This is a genomic window from Agarivorans sp. QJM3NY_29, assembly GCF_050870835.2.
In the GTDB taxonomy this organism is placed as follows: domain Bacteria; phylum Pseudomonadota; class Gammaproteobacteria; order Enterobacterales; family Celerinatantimonadaceae; genus Agarivorans.
This window is the reverse complement of the sequence record NZ_CP194036.2, coordinates 1,440,658-1,456,542: the sequence shown is the minus strand read 5'-3', so window position 1 is coordinate 1,456,542 and position 15,885 is coordinate 1,440,658. Positions and strand designations below refer to the sequence as shown.

Genomic DNA, 15,885 nt, shown 5'->3' with positions numbered 1-15,885 from the left:
AAACAAACAAGTGTTTCCTTCTCATCAGTCACCAACGAACATCCAAAAAACTAGCGTAATTTAGTCCTAAGAGATAAACCTTTTATCGAGTTTGAAGCATCCCCTTTTATCATCATTTACCCAGCCAACGACCTGTAACATCGGAACGAATGTCAGTAGAGTTTATTTTAAAAGGTGAGCGTTATTTGCACTCTGCGACCATTTGATGAGAACCACGCCCGTCAGGGCTGTGCGTTCATCAGTACAGCTATAAAATGATTACAATTCAAATTGTTTTAGCTGTAATTATATCTTTTATTGATCTGAACATGACTAGCGTTATATTAATTAGTACATTTAAAACAATGTGTTATCTAATTGAGTATAAATTTACAATTCAGTAAATACTTATTCACCACTTGATAATTAGAGCTCTAATCATTAGGATCGTAATCAAATAAACACCCAGCTGATTGTTTTTTAAACGAAGCTTAGACTTATCTATGCCCAATCACTCGGTATAACATATCTAATTACAGCCGCACTTTTGATGTCGCGCTGATACAACAACTTAAAAATACAGGCAACTCTGCAGCGGTATGAAAACGAGAACTAAAGCAGTAATTGGCCAGTATGGAGAAACCTTGATGCCATCGTTAGTCGTTTATCAAAACTATGTTCATGGTCAATATATATCTAATGGTACGGGTGAAACATTTGAAGTCATTAACCCGGCAACTGGTCGCGTCAGCTACCTGGTTGAAACGGCCAATCAAGCGATTCAAGAAGCGGCCATAAAGAGTGCTCAATCTGGGTTTAGCACATGGTCAAAAATGCTCCCCATTGAACGCAGCCGTATTTTGTTAAAAGCCGTGGCTTTATTGCGTGAATACAATGATGAACTCGCTGCGCTTGAAGTTCTGGATACCGGCAAACCATGGCAAGAAGCATCGGTGGTTGATGTCGTGACGGGTGCAGATTCAATTGAGTTTTTTGCAGGCTTAGCGCCAAGCATTGAAGGAAGTCAGCAACCGATTGGCGATGATTTTTATTATACCCGCCGTGAGCCTCTTGGAATTTGTGCGGGAATTGGCGCTTGGAACTATCCTCTGCAAATTGCTTGCTGGAAAGCGGCCCCTGCGCTGGCCTGTGGCAATGCCATGATTTTTAAACCCTCAGAGGAAACCCCGCGCGGCGCAATGCGCTTAGCTGAAATTTTGACTCAGGCAGGTCTTCCCGATGGTGTGTTTAATGTGGTTCAAGGCGATGCTCAAGTTGGCGCTTGGTTAACAGGGCACCAAGATATTGCCAAAGTGTCTTTTACTGGTGAAGTAGGCACTGGCAAAAAAGTGATGCAAGCTTCTGCTAGCTCATTAAAACAAGTCACCATGGAGTTAGGCGGTAAATCACCGCTGATCATCTTTAATGATGCAGACCTAGACAATGCTGTTTCTGCGGCCATGTTAGGTAATTTTTATACTCAGGGTGAAATCTGTACCAATGGCACACGAGTGTTTGTGCAACAAGATATTTACCCTCGTTTTATCGAACGTTTAATCGCGCGCACCGAACAAAACATTGTTTGCGGCGATCCGATGGATCCAAACACCAATTTTGGTGCGCTGATATCAAAAGCACATCAACAGAAAGTCCTCGATTACATCGAAATTGGCAAAGCTGAAGGGGCGACACTACTCACTGGTGGTTGCGCCTTACAACCAGAAAATGCACCCGATGGTTTCTTTGTTGCGCCAACAATTTTCACGGATTGCACCGACGATATGACTTTGTCAAAAGAAGAAATATTTGGCCCGGTGATGTCGATACTAACGTTTAGCGAAGAAGACGAAGTGATTGAACGGGCAAATCATACCCAACTAGGTTTAGCCGCTGGCGTATTTACTCAAGATATTAACCGTGCACATCGAGTGATACATCAGTTGCAAGCTGGAATTTGCTGGATCAATGCCTATGGTGCTTCACCAGCTGAAATGCCAGTGGGTGGCTATAAAATGTCTGGTATTGGCCGAGAAAATGGCAGCGAAACATTAAAAGCGTATACCCAAACTAAAGCGGTCTATGTGGGCATGCAGCCACTTGAAAGCCCATTTTAAGGAATAAATATGAGCAACGCTCAACAAGATTACATCATTGTAGGCGCGGGTAGTGCTGGCTGTGTGCTGGCCAATCGTTTATCAGCAGATCCGAGCAATCGGGTATTGCTGTTAGAAACCGGTGGCAGTGACAAAAGCATTTTTATTCAAATGCCAACCGCATTATCCATTCCGATGAATACTAAAAAATATGCCTGGCAGTTTGAAACCGAAGCAGAACCATTTTTAGACAAGCGCCGTATGCATTGTCCTCGAGGAAAAGTACTGGGCGGCTCGTCATCGATAAATGGCATGGTCTATGTGCGAGGTCATGCGCGCGATTTTGACGAATGGCAGCAACATGGGGCAAAGAATTGGGATTATGCGCATTGTTTGCCCTATTTCAAGAAAGCCGAAACTTGGTCATTTGGCGGCAATCAATACCGAGGAGATACGGGGCCACTTGCGGTCAATAACGGCAATCAAATGAAGAACCCCTTGTATCAAGCATTTGTAAATGCAGGGGTAGACGCCGGCTATTTGGCGACTGCAGACTATAATGGCGGGCAACAAGAAGGTTTTGGCCCGATGCATATGACGGTAAAAAATGGTGTTCGTTGGTCTACCGCAAATGCCTACCTCCGACCCGCTATACAGCGTGATAACCTAACAGTGATTACCCATGCCTTGGTGCACAAAGTATTATTTGAAGGTAAAACCGCGGTCGGCGTGCGCTACGAGCGTAAGGGACAAGTCATTGATGTATTTAGTGATAAAGAAGTCTTGTTATCTGCTGGTTCCATCGGATCTCCACATATATTACAGCTTTCGGGCATTGGTGAAGCGAGTACTTTAGCCAAAGCTGGCATAGAACAAATTCACCAGCTACCCGGTGTGGGCGAAAACCTGCAAGATCACCTCGAGTTCTATTTTCAATTTAAGTGTTTAAAACCAATATCTCTTAATGGAAAGCTGGACCCTTGGAACAAAATGTTAATTGGAACCCGTTGGATCCTGAATAAGTCGGGTTTAGGTGCAACCAACCATTTTGAGTCATGTGGCTTTATTCGTTCCAAAGCAAACTTAGAGTGGCCCGATCTACAATATCACTTTCTACCGGCAGCGATGCGCTACGATGGAAAAGAAGCCTTTGCCGGCCACGGTTTTCAGGTGCATATCGGTCATAACAAACCCAAGAGTAGAGGTTTTGTGAAAGTGGTTTCTAGCGACCCACATACGGCACCGAAAATTCAATTTAATTATTTATCTCATCAAGACGACATCGAAGGTTTTCGAGCCTGTGTTCGTTTAACCCGAGAAATCATTAATCAACCAGGCTTAGACGAATATCGCGGTGAAGAAATTCAGCCTGGATTAACCGTACAAAGCGATGAGGAAATTGATCGTTTTGTCAGAAATTCGGTAGAGAGTGCTTATCATCCGTCTTGTTCCTGCAAAATGGGTGAAGATGAGATGTCAGTGGTGAACTCAGAAACAAAGGTTCATGGGATTGAGGGCCTTAGGGTGATTGATTCTTCAATTTTTCCAACCATCCCGAATGGCAACTTGAATTCACCCACCATTATGCTGGCCGAGCGCGCCGCAGATATGGTTTTAGGTGTAGCAACTCTGGCGCCTAGCACTGCTGAAGTCGTGGTTGCAGAAGACTGGCAAAATAATCAGCGCTTACGGGCTGCAAAACGGCCGGCCAGCTAATCAGCCATCGCTATCATTTTATTGTAATAAGTGGGGGTTCGCCTCGCTTATCACAAATATGCGGTAACGGACCAACCGACGCGATTTCGCAAATGGTCCCTTAGCTAAGTTCAATTTATCAGGTTTTAACTATCGTCCGCACGATACTTAAGGTCTGATGGCAAAAGCCTTTATTAAAAATTGAGACCTGGCAGTTAAAACATAAAATAAGGAATTAATTATGTTTGCTAGTTATATACCTTCGGAGGCCAAATGATGACGACTTGGCTATCTATCGGCATTTTATTTACCTTCGTTGCCATTTCATTTATCATTTACCGTTGGGGAAACATCCAGTGTATTGGGGTCACTCCGGTGCGTAAGTTTACCTTTATCGCCATCCTATTTACCTCGGGATTAGATGTCGGGCTTATCATGTTCCCACTCACCGAGTTTTCTGGATACGCGGATTTAGTGACCAGCCCTGAATACGCCTTTAGTAATCCATTAGCGATAGAATTTGGTTTTTGGGGTTTCTTTATTTGGGCATTCTATTTCTTAACCTGCTTCTACTTTTGTGTGATAGAGCCCAGAGTTAAGTTTTTCGAAATCCCGTTGATTAAACTCATCAACAACATTGTTATCATTGGTACCTGCGCCTTTACGGCTTACTTATTACTGGTGAATCTACCCTGGTATTTACCCGAGTTGGGTGATGGTGAGACCATCGTAGGCAGTTTTTATCTAATCGTATTATTGGTGATTGCCACGGCGGTATATTCGAGTACCAACATTCGCTACGTAAGAGTTTTAAGCTTGGCGAGCAGCTGGTTGTTTTTAGCTTTAATCGGCTTAATGTGGGCTGGCGCATTCCTTGCCGATGGTTCGGGTCTTGGTGAATTCTTCTCAACCTTCGCGCTAATTGGGGATTATTTTGCCAATCTACATCACTTTGTCTTACCGATTAACGACTACCATGAATTTTACTTATTTTGGTGGTTTGCTTGGAGCATTATGATTGGTCAGTTTACCGCACGTTTTGTCGGCGGATTTAGAACTTATCAAGTATTAATTGCGATGATGGTATTCCCATCGATCCCTATCGCCATTTGGTTCACAGTACTATATTACTATAGTGTCAATGCAATTCCTGTAGCGGGATTTTACAATCTAGCAATGGTATTTGTTGGGGTAACATTTGTGATCAATTCGCTTGATTCATTGGTGCGCTTGTATACCGATAACCTAAATTTAACCGTACAGCGCTTTGGCAAAACAACCTATATTATCGGTAATATTGCCGTACTCAGTGGGCTCACACTATTATTCAAACTAGATTTTCTACAAATCCAGTGGGTTGGCGCATTAGCGATAGGACTCATCTTAGGCTGCTTTGGCTATATTTTACTGACCCACTATCGCCAAGTCGTCAAAATAAAATGTTCTCCAAAAGGGAATACCATCGACTATAACAAGATTGAACTATCTAATTAGATGAGGTCAATTCAGAGCGTGGTTTGCGCAATAGCGAAAGCCACGCTGCTAAACTTCGATAGCTAAATCAAGCAGAATAGCGTCCCAGCTGACTCTGCTTGATTTAGCGACTACACAACAAAACCTAAAGCGTGCAAATCTCTAAATACGCCCACTCAGCTTTCAGCTTATCTAGCATTTTATATTGCACCACGTTTGTTAAAGCCCCTTAATACCAAGCGGATGAGTCATCAGATCAACTTATTGCACAGAATAAATCTGCCAATAACCAGAGATAAAGTGCGCTAACGAGTGGCTCTAATTACAAGAAAAATAATGCAGTTAGCGCTGATTTATAGCTGCGAGAATGAACCGACAATGAGTTAGATGAGTATAAGGCTTTAGCCGCCAATGAGTTCTTGCTATCCTCCTCCCAGGCTTAAGTCATTGCCAAGATGTTAAATCAATTAAACTCGAAAACATCAGCTTTGTAAGCATCTAACAATCAAATACCATGATGCAATGCCGTCAAACCAAGTGGAGCAAACATGGCTACGATTATTAGAGAGAGTTATATTGAACAGTGACAAACAGCCTTAAATAACATCAGGAGCGCATATGTCGTTAATGGCCGAGACACCAGCACCACCTTATTACGCCGTTATTTTTACCTCTCTTCGCACGGAAGGTGATCAGGGCTATGCTGAAATGGCCGAAAAAATGTTTACACTCGCTTCCAAGCAAGCTGGCTTTATTGGCATTGAGTCTGCCAGAGAAGAACTAGGGATTACGGTTTCATACTGGTCCGATCTTGACTCAATCAAACATTGGAAAGCCAATATAGAACATCAGCAAGCTCAAAAAATGGGTCGAGAGCATTGGTATTCATCATTTAAAACTAGAATCGCTAAGGTTGAACGCGACTATTAGCTCTAAAAGGAAAAAGGAAGAAGATGCTTACTCTTAGGCCAATGAAACAAAACGAGTATCCCGCATATTGTGAGTATTTCATTGATGATTACAGCCGTGAAATTGCAGAAAATTATGGCCACCCGCTAGACCTTGCAATCGAGATGGCACAAAAAGCATTACAGCTTAGCTTTCCAAATGGTCTAGATACCAAACAACACGCCTTATTATGTCTTGAAATCAGCATAGACAATCAATCAAATGTGGTGGGCTATTTATGGCATGCCATTAATACAGAGGACCAGGCGACATTCATCTATGACTTTTATGTTAACGAAACCTATCGAGGTCGAGGTTATGCTAAGCAAGCGATTGCGCTTCTAGAAGCTCAGCTTCAGCAGCAGAGTATAAAACAAATCAAGCTTAGAGTTGCTTACCAGAATAAACGTGCGCTCAAACTCTACCAAGCACTAGGCTTTAGTATTTCAGGCTTCAATATGTCTAAAATTCTGGAAGGGCCGTCTAAGCGCTGATGACAAACAACTAATAATTAATATATACCTTGTGAATCAATTTAGATTCACAAGGTATATGGTGCGGATCAGCAGCGATGATGGCTTGGCTTAGGCATCACGCTTGCTTAACCAGCGCAACAGTGCGTTTCACCAATTCACTCACGCTATCCCAGTCAGATTGTTGAATGAGTTGCTTATCAACCATCCATGAGCCACCACAGGCAACAACCGCATCGATAGCAAGATAATCATTAATGTTACCTTCCGAAATCCCGCCTGTCGGCATAATATTCAACATAGAATAAGGACCAAGTAAGGCTTTAAGCATGGGGATCCCGCCAGAGGCCTCCGCCGGGAAATACTTCACGAGATGAATGCCATAATTCAAGGCCAATTCAACATCTGAAGGGCGACTAATGCCTGGAATAATCGGAATGTTATGCTGGATACATGCCTCAATGGTTTTAGGATTAATGCCTGGTGAAACAATAAAATCTGCTCCCGCATTTTTGGCCGATATCACCTGCGCTTCATTCAACACTGTGCCTGCACCAATCAACATCTTAGGCTGTGACTCGCGCAATGCCTTAATTGCATTTTCAGCGGCGAATGAGCGATAGGTTATTTCTGCTACGGGTAAATGGTTATCAACAAGTATTTTGCCTAAAGGCAATATATCCTGAGCATGCTCAACAACAATCACTGGGACAACTTTAAGCTTCGAAAGCTTGTTCAATAAATCAGACATACTTACCTCACAATAAAACAGTCACAATTTCAGGGAAAGTGAGCAGCAAAGCTAATACGGCTATCTGCATACAAATAAACGGCCAGACGGATTTGAATATATCAGTGAGTTCGATACCAGCCGGGGCTACACTCTTGAGGTAAAATGCCGCTGGACCAAATGGTGGGCTTAAGAATGAGACCTGCATGTTGACGCAGAATAGAACCCCAAACCAGACCGGGTCGTAACCTAATGCGATAATGATGGGAACAAATATGGGCATGGTTAGCATAGCAACGCCAATCCAATCGAGGAACATACCCAGTACCAACAAAACGCCCATCATGATTAGAATGGTAAAAATTGGCGGCGCATCTAAACCAATAAATAGATCTGCAATGTATTTATCTCCCCCCATCAGGTTATATACCCCAATGATCATCGTGGCACCAATACCAACCCAGATAATCATCCCGACGGTTTTTAGGGTATGTTTTAAGGCGTCAAAAATGATATTCAAGTTAAGCTCATTACGGTACCAAGCCGCAATCGCGACCCCGACGACCCCAACACAGGCTGATTCAGTAACCGACGCAATTCCCCCGTAAATGCTGCCTAATATCCATCCGGCAATCGCAACTGGTATCGCAATATCCTTCGCAATTTTCTTTTTATCTTCTCGACTTAAACCTTCTAATTCGCTTGCATCCATCGCCGGACCATAGCTTGGGTTAATATGACATAGGATCAAGATATACAACATGTAAAGGCTAGAAAGTAATACCGCTGCGGGGACTGAGGCTAAAAATAGATCACCAATAGACACATTGGCGGTCATGCCATAAATAATCAGTACAATACTTGGCGGAACCATCGTGCCTAAAGCACCGCCAGCAACGACAGTACCAATCGCCAAGTTCTGGTTATAGCCCAAACGTAACATTTGCGGTAAAGCAAGCATCCCTAAGAGCACCGTTTCTCCGCCAATAATACCGGACATCGATGCCAGCAATACCGCCACCATCATACTCTGTAGGGCCACTCCACCTTTTATTCTGCCCGCCAAAACTCGCATCGCATTGTATAGATCTCTGGCAATGCCAGTTTTATCGAGCATGGTTGCCATTAACACAAACATCGGCACAGCTACAAAAGTATACGATGAAGTAAAGTCGGTGACCCGAGACGATACCATTTGCATAATGACCGTCGTATCAAACCAAAGATATGAAAAGGAAAGAGCAACAAGCCCCGTAAGAAATCCGAGAGGCATCCCTATGAATAAAAGAAAAATCATTGCAGCGAAAATAATCGCTGTCCCCATTCCAATACCAACCACACTAAGCATTGTGATTCCCCAAATTTAATCGATCATTTCGTTTAACAATATGGCGGTAAATATGAGTGACACAAAGCAGTAGCATCACCAGACATGAAAGGAAAAAGAATCCTTTGTTTAATGCAGGAAATGGAGTATCGATAACACTCCCAGAAGTCTGCATTTTAAATTTACCGAAAGGAGAAAAGAACGCATCTTTAGTTGCACAAAAAGATCCGTAAGTTAGCATCAACATAAAAACAAAGGTTAATAGTTCAACAAGTAATTCCATCCACCACTGTGTTTTTCTTCTAAATCTTTGACGAATAAAGTCCATACAGATATGTTTATTACTTGCATAACAAGATACACCTCCATAAATAAGTGAGATACTCACTAAAAATGTAGTCGTTTCATGAACCCAATTCGTTGGACTGTTAAATACGTAACGCATAACAACTTCAAAAAAACCAATTACCACAACAACAATAAACAGGATTGAAACCCATTCCCCAGCACTAACACAAAGATGATCTATTTTTTCAGAAAAAGACCTTTTCATATAAACCTTCCATTTTAAAATTAATGGCAGGACTCGCCTGCCATTAATAACTTACAATATTATGTTTTATAGCATACCTTGAGAATCAAGATATTTAATAAGAACATCGTAATACATCTTCCCTATTTCTGAGTTATCTGCAGTTTCTTTCCAAATCGCTTTTGCGTAAGCTCTAACCTTATCAATTTCTTTTTGTTCCCAAGCTATCGGCGTCACCCCTTCTTTAATTGCTTCACCATAAGCAATCCGGTCTTCATAGTGAGCCTGTAATAGTGATTCGAGGGCCATACCTTTAAAATGCTCGACGAGGAAGCTTTGATCATCTTCTGGTAAAGCATTCCACTTTTTCAGATTCATAATAACGTGTACAGTGGGTGAAGAATGTATACCGGGGTAGATTGGGTACTTCGCTATATCGTGAACCCCTTGCTTTTGGTTGTTTGCAAAGGTAGAGAAATCGGCGGCATCGATGATCCCTTTTTCAAGTGCGGTATATATCTCAGAACCCGGTAAACCAACTGGAGCGGCCCCCATCCTAGCAAAGAGTTTTTGGATCGGTCCTGAAGGCGCTCGCATTTTAACCCCTTTAAAGTCTTCAACCTTTTCCAACTTAACTTTTGAAGGCAAGGATTCAGAGCCAGTCACAGAAACACCAATTAACTTCGCACCATAAGCTTGAAAAATCTTATCTACCACCTCCAGACCTCCGCCGTAGTAGTAGAACTTGAGAATATCTTCATCACTATTCCAAGCTGAAATAGTATCGCCAATTAAGCCAAATCCTGGGTCCTCTCCAGAATACATTGCAGCGGTTGCAATTGCGCCATCAATAATGCCATTGCGAACACCAGTTAACATATCTGATGATTTTAATACTGAATCTAAGGGTAGCAAATCAATATGAATACGACCGTTAGATGATTTCTCTACAGTATCCGTCCATTTCTTTTGAACCGTATAAACCTGTTCTCCTGTAAAATTAGAACTTTGAAAGTTCAAGCTAATATCAGCAGCCAAAGCTGAACCCGCCAATAGAATTGACGATATAGTTAAAGCAAATTGTTTTATTTTCATTTTATTACCTTCACGTTTTAATTAGGTTATTATTTTAATCACTACACAGCGGCGAGCATCCCACCATCAACAAACAATAGATGCCCATTAACAAAATCAGAAGCTGCCGACGACAAATATACAGCAGCACCAATTAGTTCTTCAGGTTTACCCCAACGATCTGCCGGAGTTCTTTTACAAAGCCAATCCGTAAACTCTTTATTTTCAACCAAGGGTTTGGTTAGCTCTGTAATAAAATATCCTGGAGCAATACCATTCACTTGAATATTATGTCTTGCTAATTCAACGCACCCACCACGAGTCAGCATTTTCACTGCACCTTTAGATGCGGCATAAGGAGTAATGGTATCTCGGCCTAATTCACTTTGCATGGAACCGATATTTATTATTTTTCCACACTGTCGCTCAACCATATATTTGCCAACTTCTTGCATCATCAAAAAGACGGCCTTTTGGTTAACTTGAATCACGTCATCCCAGTCTTGTTCAGGAAACTCAAGAAAAGGATGTCTTCGCTGAATACCGGCGTTATTGATTAAAATACCAATTTCACCAATTTCCATTTCGATTCTTTTAATGGAATCAACAATTTCTTGCTTATTCGTAACATCAAATGCAATGCCATATGCAAGAAACCCCAAATCAACCAATTCCTTGGCTGCATTTTCTGCTCTTTCTTGAGTAATATCGTTAATCACAATGGTGGCACCGTGTTCAGCCAAACCTTTGGCTAAAAGATTACCAATGCCCTGTGCAGCACCCGTAATCAGTGCTATTTTTCCGCTCAAATCAAATAAATTTTTCATCTTGTCTCTCAAATGATAATTGAACTTTCATTGCCGAAGTTTTATCTTCAGCCAGCTTTAAAGCGTCAATTATTTGGGTAAATGGAAATACTCGTGTAAGCAGTGGAAGTGGATTGACTTTCCCTTTCTCAAGCCATCTCACTGCAGTTTCAAATTCGCTTACAAATCGAAAAGTCCCGCGAATGTTGATTTCTTTAGCCAGACATTTTGTTAATGGGAAATCCACCATGCCGGGTCGCATCCCAACCAGAACTAATGCTCCCTTCGCGCGAGTCATATCAATGCAGCCATGAAAAGCCTGCACAGCAGCAGAAGCTTCGAAAGACACATCAAAATAGCCTTTATCGGCAGTGTATTCTGTCGGCAAGCTTTCTAATGGGGAGTAAACTTTGTCGGCCCCCATCTCAAGAGCAATATCTCTACAGCGCTCGCTCAAATCAGTACCAATGATTTCACTTGCGCCAGCAGCTTGGCAGGCTGCAATAATGAGACAACCAATGGGGCCACATCCGGTCACCAAAACCCTTTTCCCCAACACACCACCGGCCTGATTGATGGCATGGATCGCAACCGAAAGTGGCTCGGAAAAAGCCATCACATCGTCACTAATAGTGTCGTCATAGGGAACAAGCTGCTGTTTGCTAACGCTCAAATATTCCGAAAATCCGCCATCTACATGGGGGTTACGCATCGCACTACCAAAGAACTCCATATTCACACATTGGTTAGAATTACCGCTTTCACAATAAAAACACTTACCACATGCTTTACTTGGATTGACAGCAACCGTCTGTCCGCTTTGATGAATACGACCGATGACTTCATGTCCAAGAGTCATCGGGTGGCACAAACTAAAATCGCCTATCCCGCCATGTTGATAGTAATGAATATCGGAACCACATATTCCGCCTCGAGTCACTCGTACAAGCGTTTCATCCGCGGTAACCGCAAATGAGGTTTCTTCAAGGCCAACCTCTCCTTTACCAAAAACTTTTATCGATTTAACTTTCATATTATTACCTATTGACATTTGCTTCCTCATCTCAAAACAAAACAAGGCAACCGCTTGCCATGTTAGATATCGATCAGCTATATTGGAAGGGTTACTTTTAAAAAGTGTGAGGTGAGACAAATTGATGAAAAAGAAAATACTCTTTATAATGGGTGTTTCCGGATCTGGTAAAAGCACCGTGGCAGAGTCAATATCTAGTTTATTATCATATATTTATATTGATGCAGACGATTATCATCCTGAAGCTAATATCGCAAAAATGAAACATAACATCCCACTTAATGATGTGGATAGGCAACCTTGGTTGGATGCCTTAAATACAATGGCAACCGCATGCATTGATTCAAATGAAAACCTCGTAATCGCTTGCTCATGTTTAAAGCCTGAGTATCGAAAAATACTTCAGGCTGGGATCCAAGAAAGTTGCTTATTTGTCTACCTAAAAGGTTCATTCGAAGTGATTAGCGAAAGGATGAAAAAACGTGGCGAGCACTATTTCAATGGTGACTCTATGCTCAGAAGCCAATTTGATACCTTGATTGAACCGAGTACCAATGAACCCATCGATTATATTGAGGTTTCAATCCTAGAAAATGACATAAATGCAGTCGTAGAACTCACTGTAAAAAATTTAAGAGAACTTAATTATGTGTAATAAGCTATTAGCAAAGATCACCGAGAATCTCGAACAGCGTAGTATTTCTTCCCGAACTCAATACCTTAGCCGATTAAAAAATCTGAAAGAAAACCAACTGTCAACCCACTCCATCGAACCCAGCAATGCAGCACATGTGTTTGCCGCACTTGATGAGCAACGACGAACAATTATTCGTCAAAAATCAAGTTATACCTTAGGGATCATCAGCTCATATAACGAAGTGGTTTCGGCACATGCGCCCTACCGTCATTACCCCGAAAAAATAAAATCAATCAGTGCCAAGCTTGGACACAGTGCGATATTTGTTGGGGGCGTACCTGCAATATGTGATGGCGTAGTACAAGGTTATCAAGGAATGGAACTATCCTTGATGAGCCGAGACGTCATCGCCATGGCAACCGCGATACCTTTATCTTGTGCCACTGCAGACCGAGCTGTTTTACTTGGCACTTGCGATAAAATTGTTCCTGGCATGCTAATTGGCGCCCTATCAAGGGGTCATATCCCAAGTGCTTTTTTACCCGCAGGCCCTATGTCCACTGGAATCAGCAATGCTGAAAAATCGAAAGCGAGACAAGATTTTCATCGTGGGGAAATCGATTTGGAACAACTCACCGACACGGAGTGTAAATGTTATCACAGTGAAGGGACCTGCACTTTTTATGGAACCGCAAATACCAATCAAGTCATGTTGGAAGCACTTGGGTTACAACCCATCGATAGTGGTTTATCCAAAGCTTGTATGGATAAATCCTCGGTGATTAACGAAGTGGTTTCCGGGCTGCTGGATAATACTGCATTACCCTTGTACCAAGTGATTACAGAAAAATCGTTAATCAATGCTTGTGTTGTCTGGTTAGCGACCGGAGGGTCCACCAACCATACTTTGCATCTGGTCGCGATTGCGAGAGCGGCGGGTATAGACTTACGCTGGGAAGACATTGATCAACTCTCTGATATTGTACCCTTGCTTGCTAAAATTTACCCAAATGGACCAGCAGACGTCAATCAATTTCATGATGCTGGTGGGGTCTCGGCAATCATGGCCGAATTATTAAGCGCTGGACTATTACACCCCGATGCACTGTGTTTTAACAATCAGCCCATTTCAAAACAAATCCTCACAGCAGAACGAAAAGTGAGCGATCGAGCTATCATTGCAGACGTTGAGCATCCCTTCAGCCCAAGCGGTGGTATAAAATTACTCCAAGGTAACTTGGGACAAGGGATCATGAAAGTTTCTGCGGTTAGCGAAGCGAAACGGATCGTAAAAGCACCTGCGCGAGTGTTCGAAAGCCAACTGGCGGTTCACCAAGCGTTCCAAAACGATGAGCTATGGCAAGATGTGGTCGTCGTGGTTAAAAACCAGGGCCCAACCGCAAACGGTATGCCTGAACTTCACAAGCTAATTCCTTTACTGGGGATTATTTATGATAAAGGCTATCAAGTTGCATTAGTGACTGACGGACGTTTATCTGGCGCTTCAGGAAAGGTGCCCGCCGTCGTTCATATCACTCCCGAAGCCAAAAAAGGAGGCAGCATAGATTTAATTAAAGATGGCCAAATCATAGAGGTGGACGGGATCCATGGAATATTAAATGATATTGAACTTACTTACACTAATGAGATAGCATACGAGCCTCAAGGCTGGGCCAGCAAGGATCTATTCGATGGACTCCGGCTGGCTTTAGGTCATCCTAATAATGGCGCGATGAGCTAAGTTACAACGATATTAAATGCGATTTGAATGCATCCGATAAATGGGTGTGTTCAACACTTGGATAATAATAAATGAATAAAAGAACCACCATCGCAGATGTTGCTGAATATTTAGGCGTAAACAAGTCGACAATTTCTAGAGCATTAAATAACCCGAATCGGGTATCTGCCGACGTTCACTCGAAGGTGATTGAGGCATGTAAAGTTCTCAATTATATTCCAAATGTAGCGGCAAAAACGCTTGCGTTATCTTCCAGCAAATCAATTGTTTTAATCATTCCAAGTTTCACAAACTCGGTTTTTGCCGAGATTATTAGCGCGGCAAAGATTAGTTGTGAAAGCCTTGGCTATAACTTACTCATTGGTGATTCATCTTATACAACACTTGGGGAAGAAAAAGTCGTAGAAAATTTTCTTTCAAGAAATGTTGATGGTTTTATTTTTACTGAAACGGAGCACTCTCTCGCCACCCAAACCATGATCAAGAATAGCAATATTCCAGCCGTTGAAATTATGGATATCCTTGATAAGCCAACCTTCGATGCTAACTTTGGTGTCAACCAGTCAGATGCTGCCACAGAGCTAACCGAATACTTGATCTCTAAAGAACGAAAAAATATTGCGTTTTGCTCAACATGGCTAGATAGACGGGCAATGTTGAGAAAAACAGCATGGGAACTGGTCATGGAAAAACATGGCTTAGATTATCATCGATTCATTAATACCAAAGAACGAACCTCTTTTCATAATGGCGCAAATGCCATTTCGGAAATTTTGAATCAATGGCCAGAAACCGATGCAATATTTTTTGTCAATGACGATATGGCTGCCGGAGCCATCATGCAATGTCAGCGCTACGATATAAAAGTTGGCAAAGATATTGATATTGTAGGGTTTAATGACCTCGATTTCGCCGAAGTAATTAACCCTAGGCTCACCACCATCCGCATCCCTAGAGTCGAAATGGCCGAACTAGCTGTCACCACGATTATTTCATTGATAGAGCAGAAAGGTGTAGCCAATTTGCATCAAACACTCCCTTATGAACTGATGATTAGAGAAAGCGCATAACAATAGCACCATTAGCCAAAGCGAGGACTTTTGGGGCTAATGGTGCTCGCTTCTAAATGGCGCGATGATGTGAAACAAGCCAGCGATAAAGCGATGGTATAGGGTGCCTCAAAAATGCTTTCGACAACAGCAGAGTCCCTTGGTAATTAGCGATTACGACAAAGTCGCTTGGTGTTAACAGTGATTACGTGAATTAGTCTAAATGCTATCTGTCAGTTTCGTTACCTCGATGTGACTAGATATCACAGATTGCCCTAAATTGGTTCAGCCCCAA

At 42.3% G+C, this 15,885-nt stretch carries 14 protein-coding genes; 8 read left to right on the top strand and 6 right to left on the bottom strand.

Annotated features, from left to right (window positions below):
• Positions 1-626: 626 nt before the first annotated feature.
• The 5 genes from betB (at position 627) to ACRRS0_RS06650 (ending at position 6,682) form a co-directional block, all read left to right on the top strand.
• Complete coding sequence (betB, locus tag ACRRS0_RS06670; RefSeq protein WP_432456197.1) at positions 627-2,093, top strand: betaine-aldehyde dehydrogenase; 1,467 nt, start codon at positions 627-629, stop codon at positions 2,091-2,093.
• 9 nt (positions 2,094-2,102) lie between these two features.
• Entirely contained in the window at positions 2,103-3,788 is a 1,686-nt protein-coding gene (betA, locus tag ACRRS0_RS06665; RefSeq protein WP_432453976.1) for a choline dehydrogenase, read from the top strand.
• 255 nt (positions 3,789-4,043) lie between these two features.
• Positions 4,044-5,261, top strand: a complete 1,218-nt coding sequence (locus ACRRS0_RS06660) for a BCCT family transporter (protein WP_432456198.1) — start codon at positions 4,044-4,046, stop codon at positions 5,259-5,261.
• Between the two features lie 597 nt (positions 5,262-5,858).
• The gene (locus tag ACRRS0_RS06655) at positions 5,859-6,170 is read left to right on the top strand and encodes an antibiotic biosynthesis monooxygenase family protein (RefSeq protein WP_432453977.1); all 312 of its coding nucleotides are present in this window, start codon (positions 5,859-5,861) and stop codon (positions 6,168-6,170) included.
• Between the two features lie 23 nt (positions 6,171-6,193).
• Positions 6,194-6,682: a GNAT family N-acetyltransferase gene (locus ACRRS0_RS06650; RefSeq protein ID WP_432453978.1), complete on the top strand. Its 489-nt coding sequence runs from the start codon at positions 6,194-6,196 to the stop codon at positions 6,680-6,682.
• 97 nt (positions 6,683-6,779) lie between these two features.
• On the opposite strand, the gene ACRRS0_RS06645 is transcribed toward ACRRS0_RS06650, so the two are convergent.
• The 6 genes from ACRRS0_RS06645 to ACRRS0_RS06620 form a co-directional block, all read right to left on the bottom strand.
• Positions 6,780-7,412 carry a bifunctional 4-hydroxy-2-oxoglutarate aldolase/2-dehydro-3-deoxy-phosphogluconate aldolase gene (locus ACRRS0_RS06645; protein WP_432453979.1) on the bottom strand — a complete coding sequence of 211 codons (633 nt, stop codon included), beginning with the start codon at positions 7,410-7,412 and terminating at the stop codon, positions 6,780-6,782.
• Between the two features lie 7 nt (positions 7,413-7,419).
• Positions 7,420-8,739 (bottom strand): TRAP transporter large permease, encoded by a 1,320-nt coding sequence (locus tag ACRRS0_RS06640; protein WP_432453980.1) that lies wholly within the window; start codon positions 8,737-8,739, stop codon positions 7,420-7,422.
• Entirely contained in the window at positions 8,732-9,271 is a 540-nt protein-coding gene (locus ACRRS0_RS06635) for a TRAP transporter small permease subunit (protein WP_432453981.1), read from the bottom strand. Before ACRRS0_RS06635 ends, ACRRS0_RS06640 begins: the two co-directional genes overlap by 8 nt.
• Before the next feature lie 66 nt (positions 9,272-9,337).
• On the bottom strand, positions 9,338-10,345 hold the full coding sequence (locus ACRRS0_RS06630; RefSeq protein ID WP_432453982.1) for a TRAP transporter substrate-binding protein: 1,008 nt from the start codon (positions 10,343-10,345) through the stop codon (positions 9,338-9,340).
• 41 nt (positions 10,346-10,386) lie between these two features.
• Complete coding sequence (gene idnO / locus ACRRS0_RS06625; protein WP_432453983.1) at positions 10,387-11,151, bottom strand: gluconate 5-dehydrogenase; 765 nt, start codon at positions 11,149-11,151, stop codon at positions 10,387-10,389.
• Positions 11,135-12,208 (bottom strand): zinc-binding dehydrogenase, encoded by a 1,074-nt coding sequence (locus tag ACRRS0_RS06620; RefSeq protein WP_432453984.1) that lies wholly within the window; start codon positions 12,206-12,208, stop codon positions 11,135-11,137. Before ACRRS0_RS06620 ends, idnO begins: the two co-directional genes overlap by 17 nt.
• A gap of 79 nt (positions 12,209-12,287) precedes the next feature.
• On the opposite strand from ACRRS0_RS06620, the gene ACRRS0_RS06615 reads away from it, so the two are divergent.
• The 3 genes from ACRRS0_RS06615 to ACRRS0_RS06605 all read left to right on the top strand — a co-directional run bounded on the left by ACRRS0_RS06615 (position 12,288) and on the right by ACRRS0_RS06605 (position 15,611).
• Positions 12,288-12,818 carry a gluconokinase gene (locus ACRRS0_RS06615; RefSeq protein WP_432453985.1) on the top strand — a complete coding sequence of 177 codons (531 nt, stop codon included), beginning with the start codon at positions 12,288-12,290 and terminating at the stop codon, positions 12,816-12,818.
• Entirely contained in the window at positions 12,811-14,541 is a 1,731-nt protein-coding gene (locus ACRRS0_RS06610; protein WP_432453986.1) for a dihydroxy-acid dehydratase domain-containing protein, read from the top strand. The genes ACRRS0_RS06615 and ACRRS0_RS06610 overlap by 8 nt, the downstream gene beginning before the upstream one ends.
• Positions 14,542-14,612: 71 nt before the next feature.
• A complete protein-coding gene (locus ACRRS0_RS06605; RefSeq protein ID WP_432453987.1) occupies positions 14,613-15,611 on the top strand; it encodes a LacI family DNA-binding transcriptional regulator in 999 nt (332 codons plus the stop codon).
• Positions 15,612-15,885 lie beyond the last annotated feature (274 nt).

What these genes read in the sequence shown, in the direction of transcription:
- betB (WP_432456197.1), top strand. Translation starts at nt 627, where the DNA reads ATGCCATCGTTAGTCGTTTATCAAAACTATGTTCATGGTCAATATATA.
- betA (WP_432453976.1), top strand. Translation starts at nt 2,103, where the DNA reads ATGAGCAACGCTCAACAAGATTACATCATTGTAGGCGCGGGTAGTGCT.
- ACRRS0_RS06660 (WP_432456198.1), top strand. Translation starts at nt 4,044, where the DNA reads ATGACGACTTGGCTATCTATCGGCATTTTATTTACCTTCGTTGCCATT.
- ACRRS0_RS06655 (WP_432453977.1), top strand. Translation starts at nt 5,859, where the DNA reads ATGTCGTTAATGGCCGAGACACCAGCACCACCTTATTACGCCGTTATT.
- ACRRS0_RS06650 (WP_432453978.1), top strand. Translation starts at nt 6,194, where the DNA reads ATGCTTACTCTTAGGCCAATGAAACAAAACGAGTATCCCGCATATTGT.
- ACRRS0_RS06645 (WP_432453979.1), bottom strand. Translation starts at nt 7,412, where the DNA reads ATGTCTGATTTATTGAACAAGCTTTCGAAGCTTAAAGTTGTCCCAGTG.
- ACRRS0_RS06640 (WP_432453980.1), bottom strand. Translation starts at nt 8,739, where the DNA reads ATGCTTAGTGTGGTTGGTATTGGAATGGGGACAGCGATTATTTTCGCT.
- ACRRS0_RS06635 (WP_432453981.1), bottom strand. Translation starts at nt 9,271, where the DNA reads ATGAAAAGGTCTTTTTCTGAAAAAATAGATCATCTTTGTGTTAGTGCT.
- ACRRS0_RS06630 (WP_432453982.1), bottom strand. Translation starts at nt 10,345, where the DNA reads ATGAAAATAAAACAATTTGCTTTAACTATATCGTCAATTCTATTGGCG.
- idnO (WP_432453983.1), bottom strand. Translation starts at nt 11,151, where the DNA reads ATGAAAAATTTATTTGATTTGAGCGGAAAAATAGCACTGATTACGGGT.
- ACRRS0_RS06615 (WP_432453985.1), top strand. Translation starts at nt 12,288, where the DNA reads ATGAAAAAGAAAATACTCTTTATAATGGGTGTTTCCGGATCTGGTAAA.
- ACRRS0_RS06610 (WP_432453986.1), top strand. Translation starts at nt 12,811, where the DNA reads ATGTGTAATAAGCTATTAGCAAAGATCACCGAGAATCTCGAACAGCGT.
- ACRRS0_RS06605 (WP_432453987.1), top strand. Translation starts at nt 14,613, where the DNA reads ATGAATAAAAGAACCACCATCGCAGATGTTGCTGAATATTTAGGCGTA.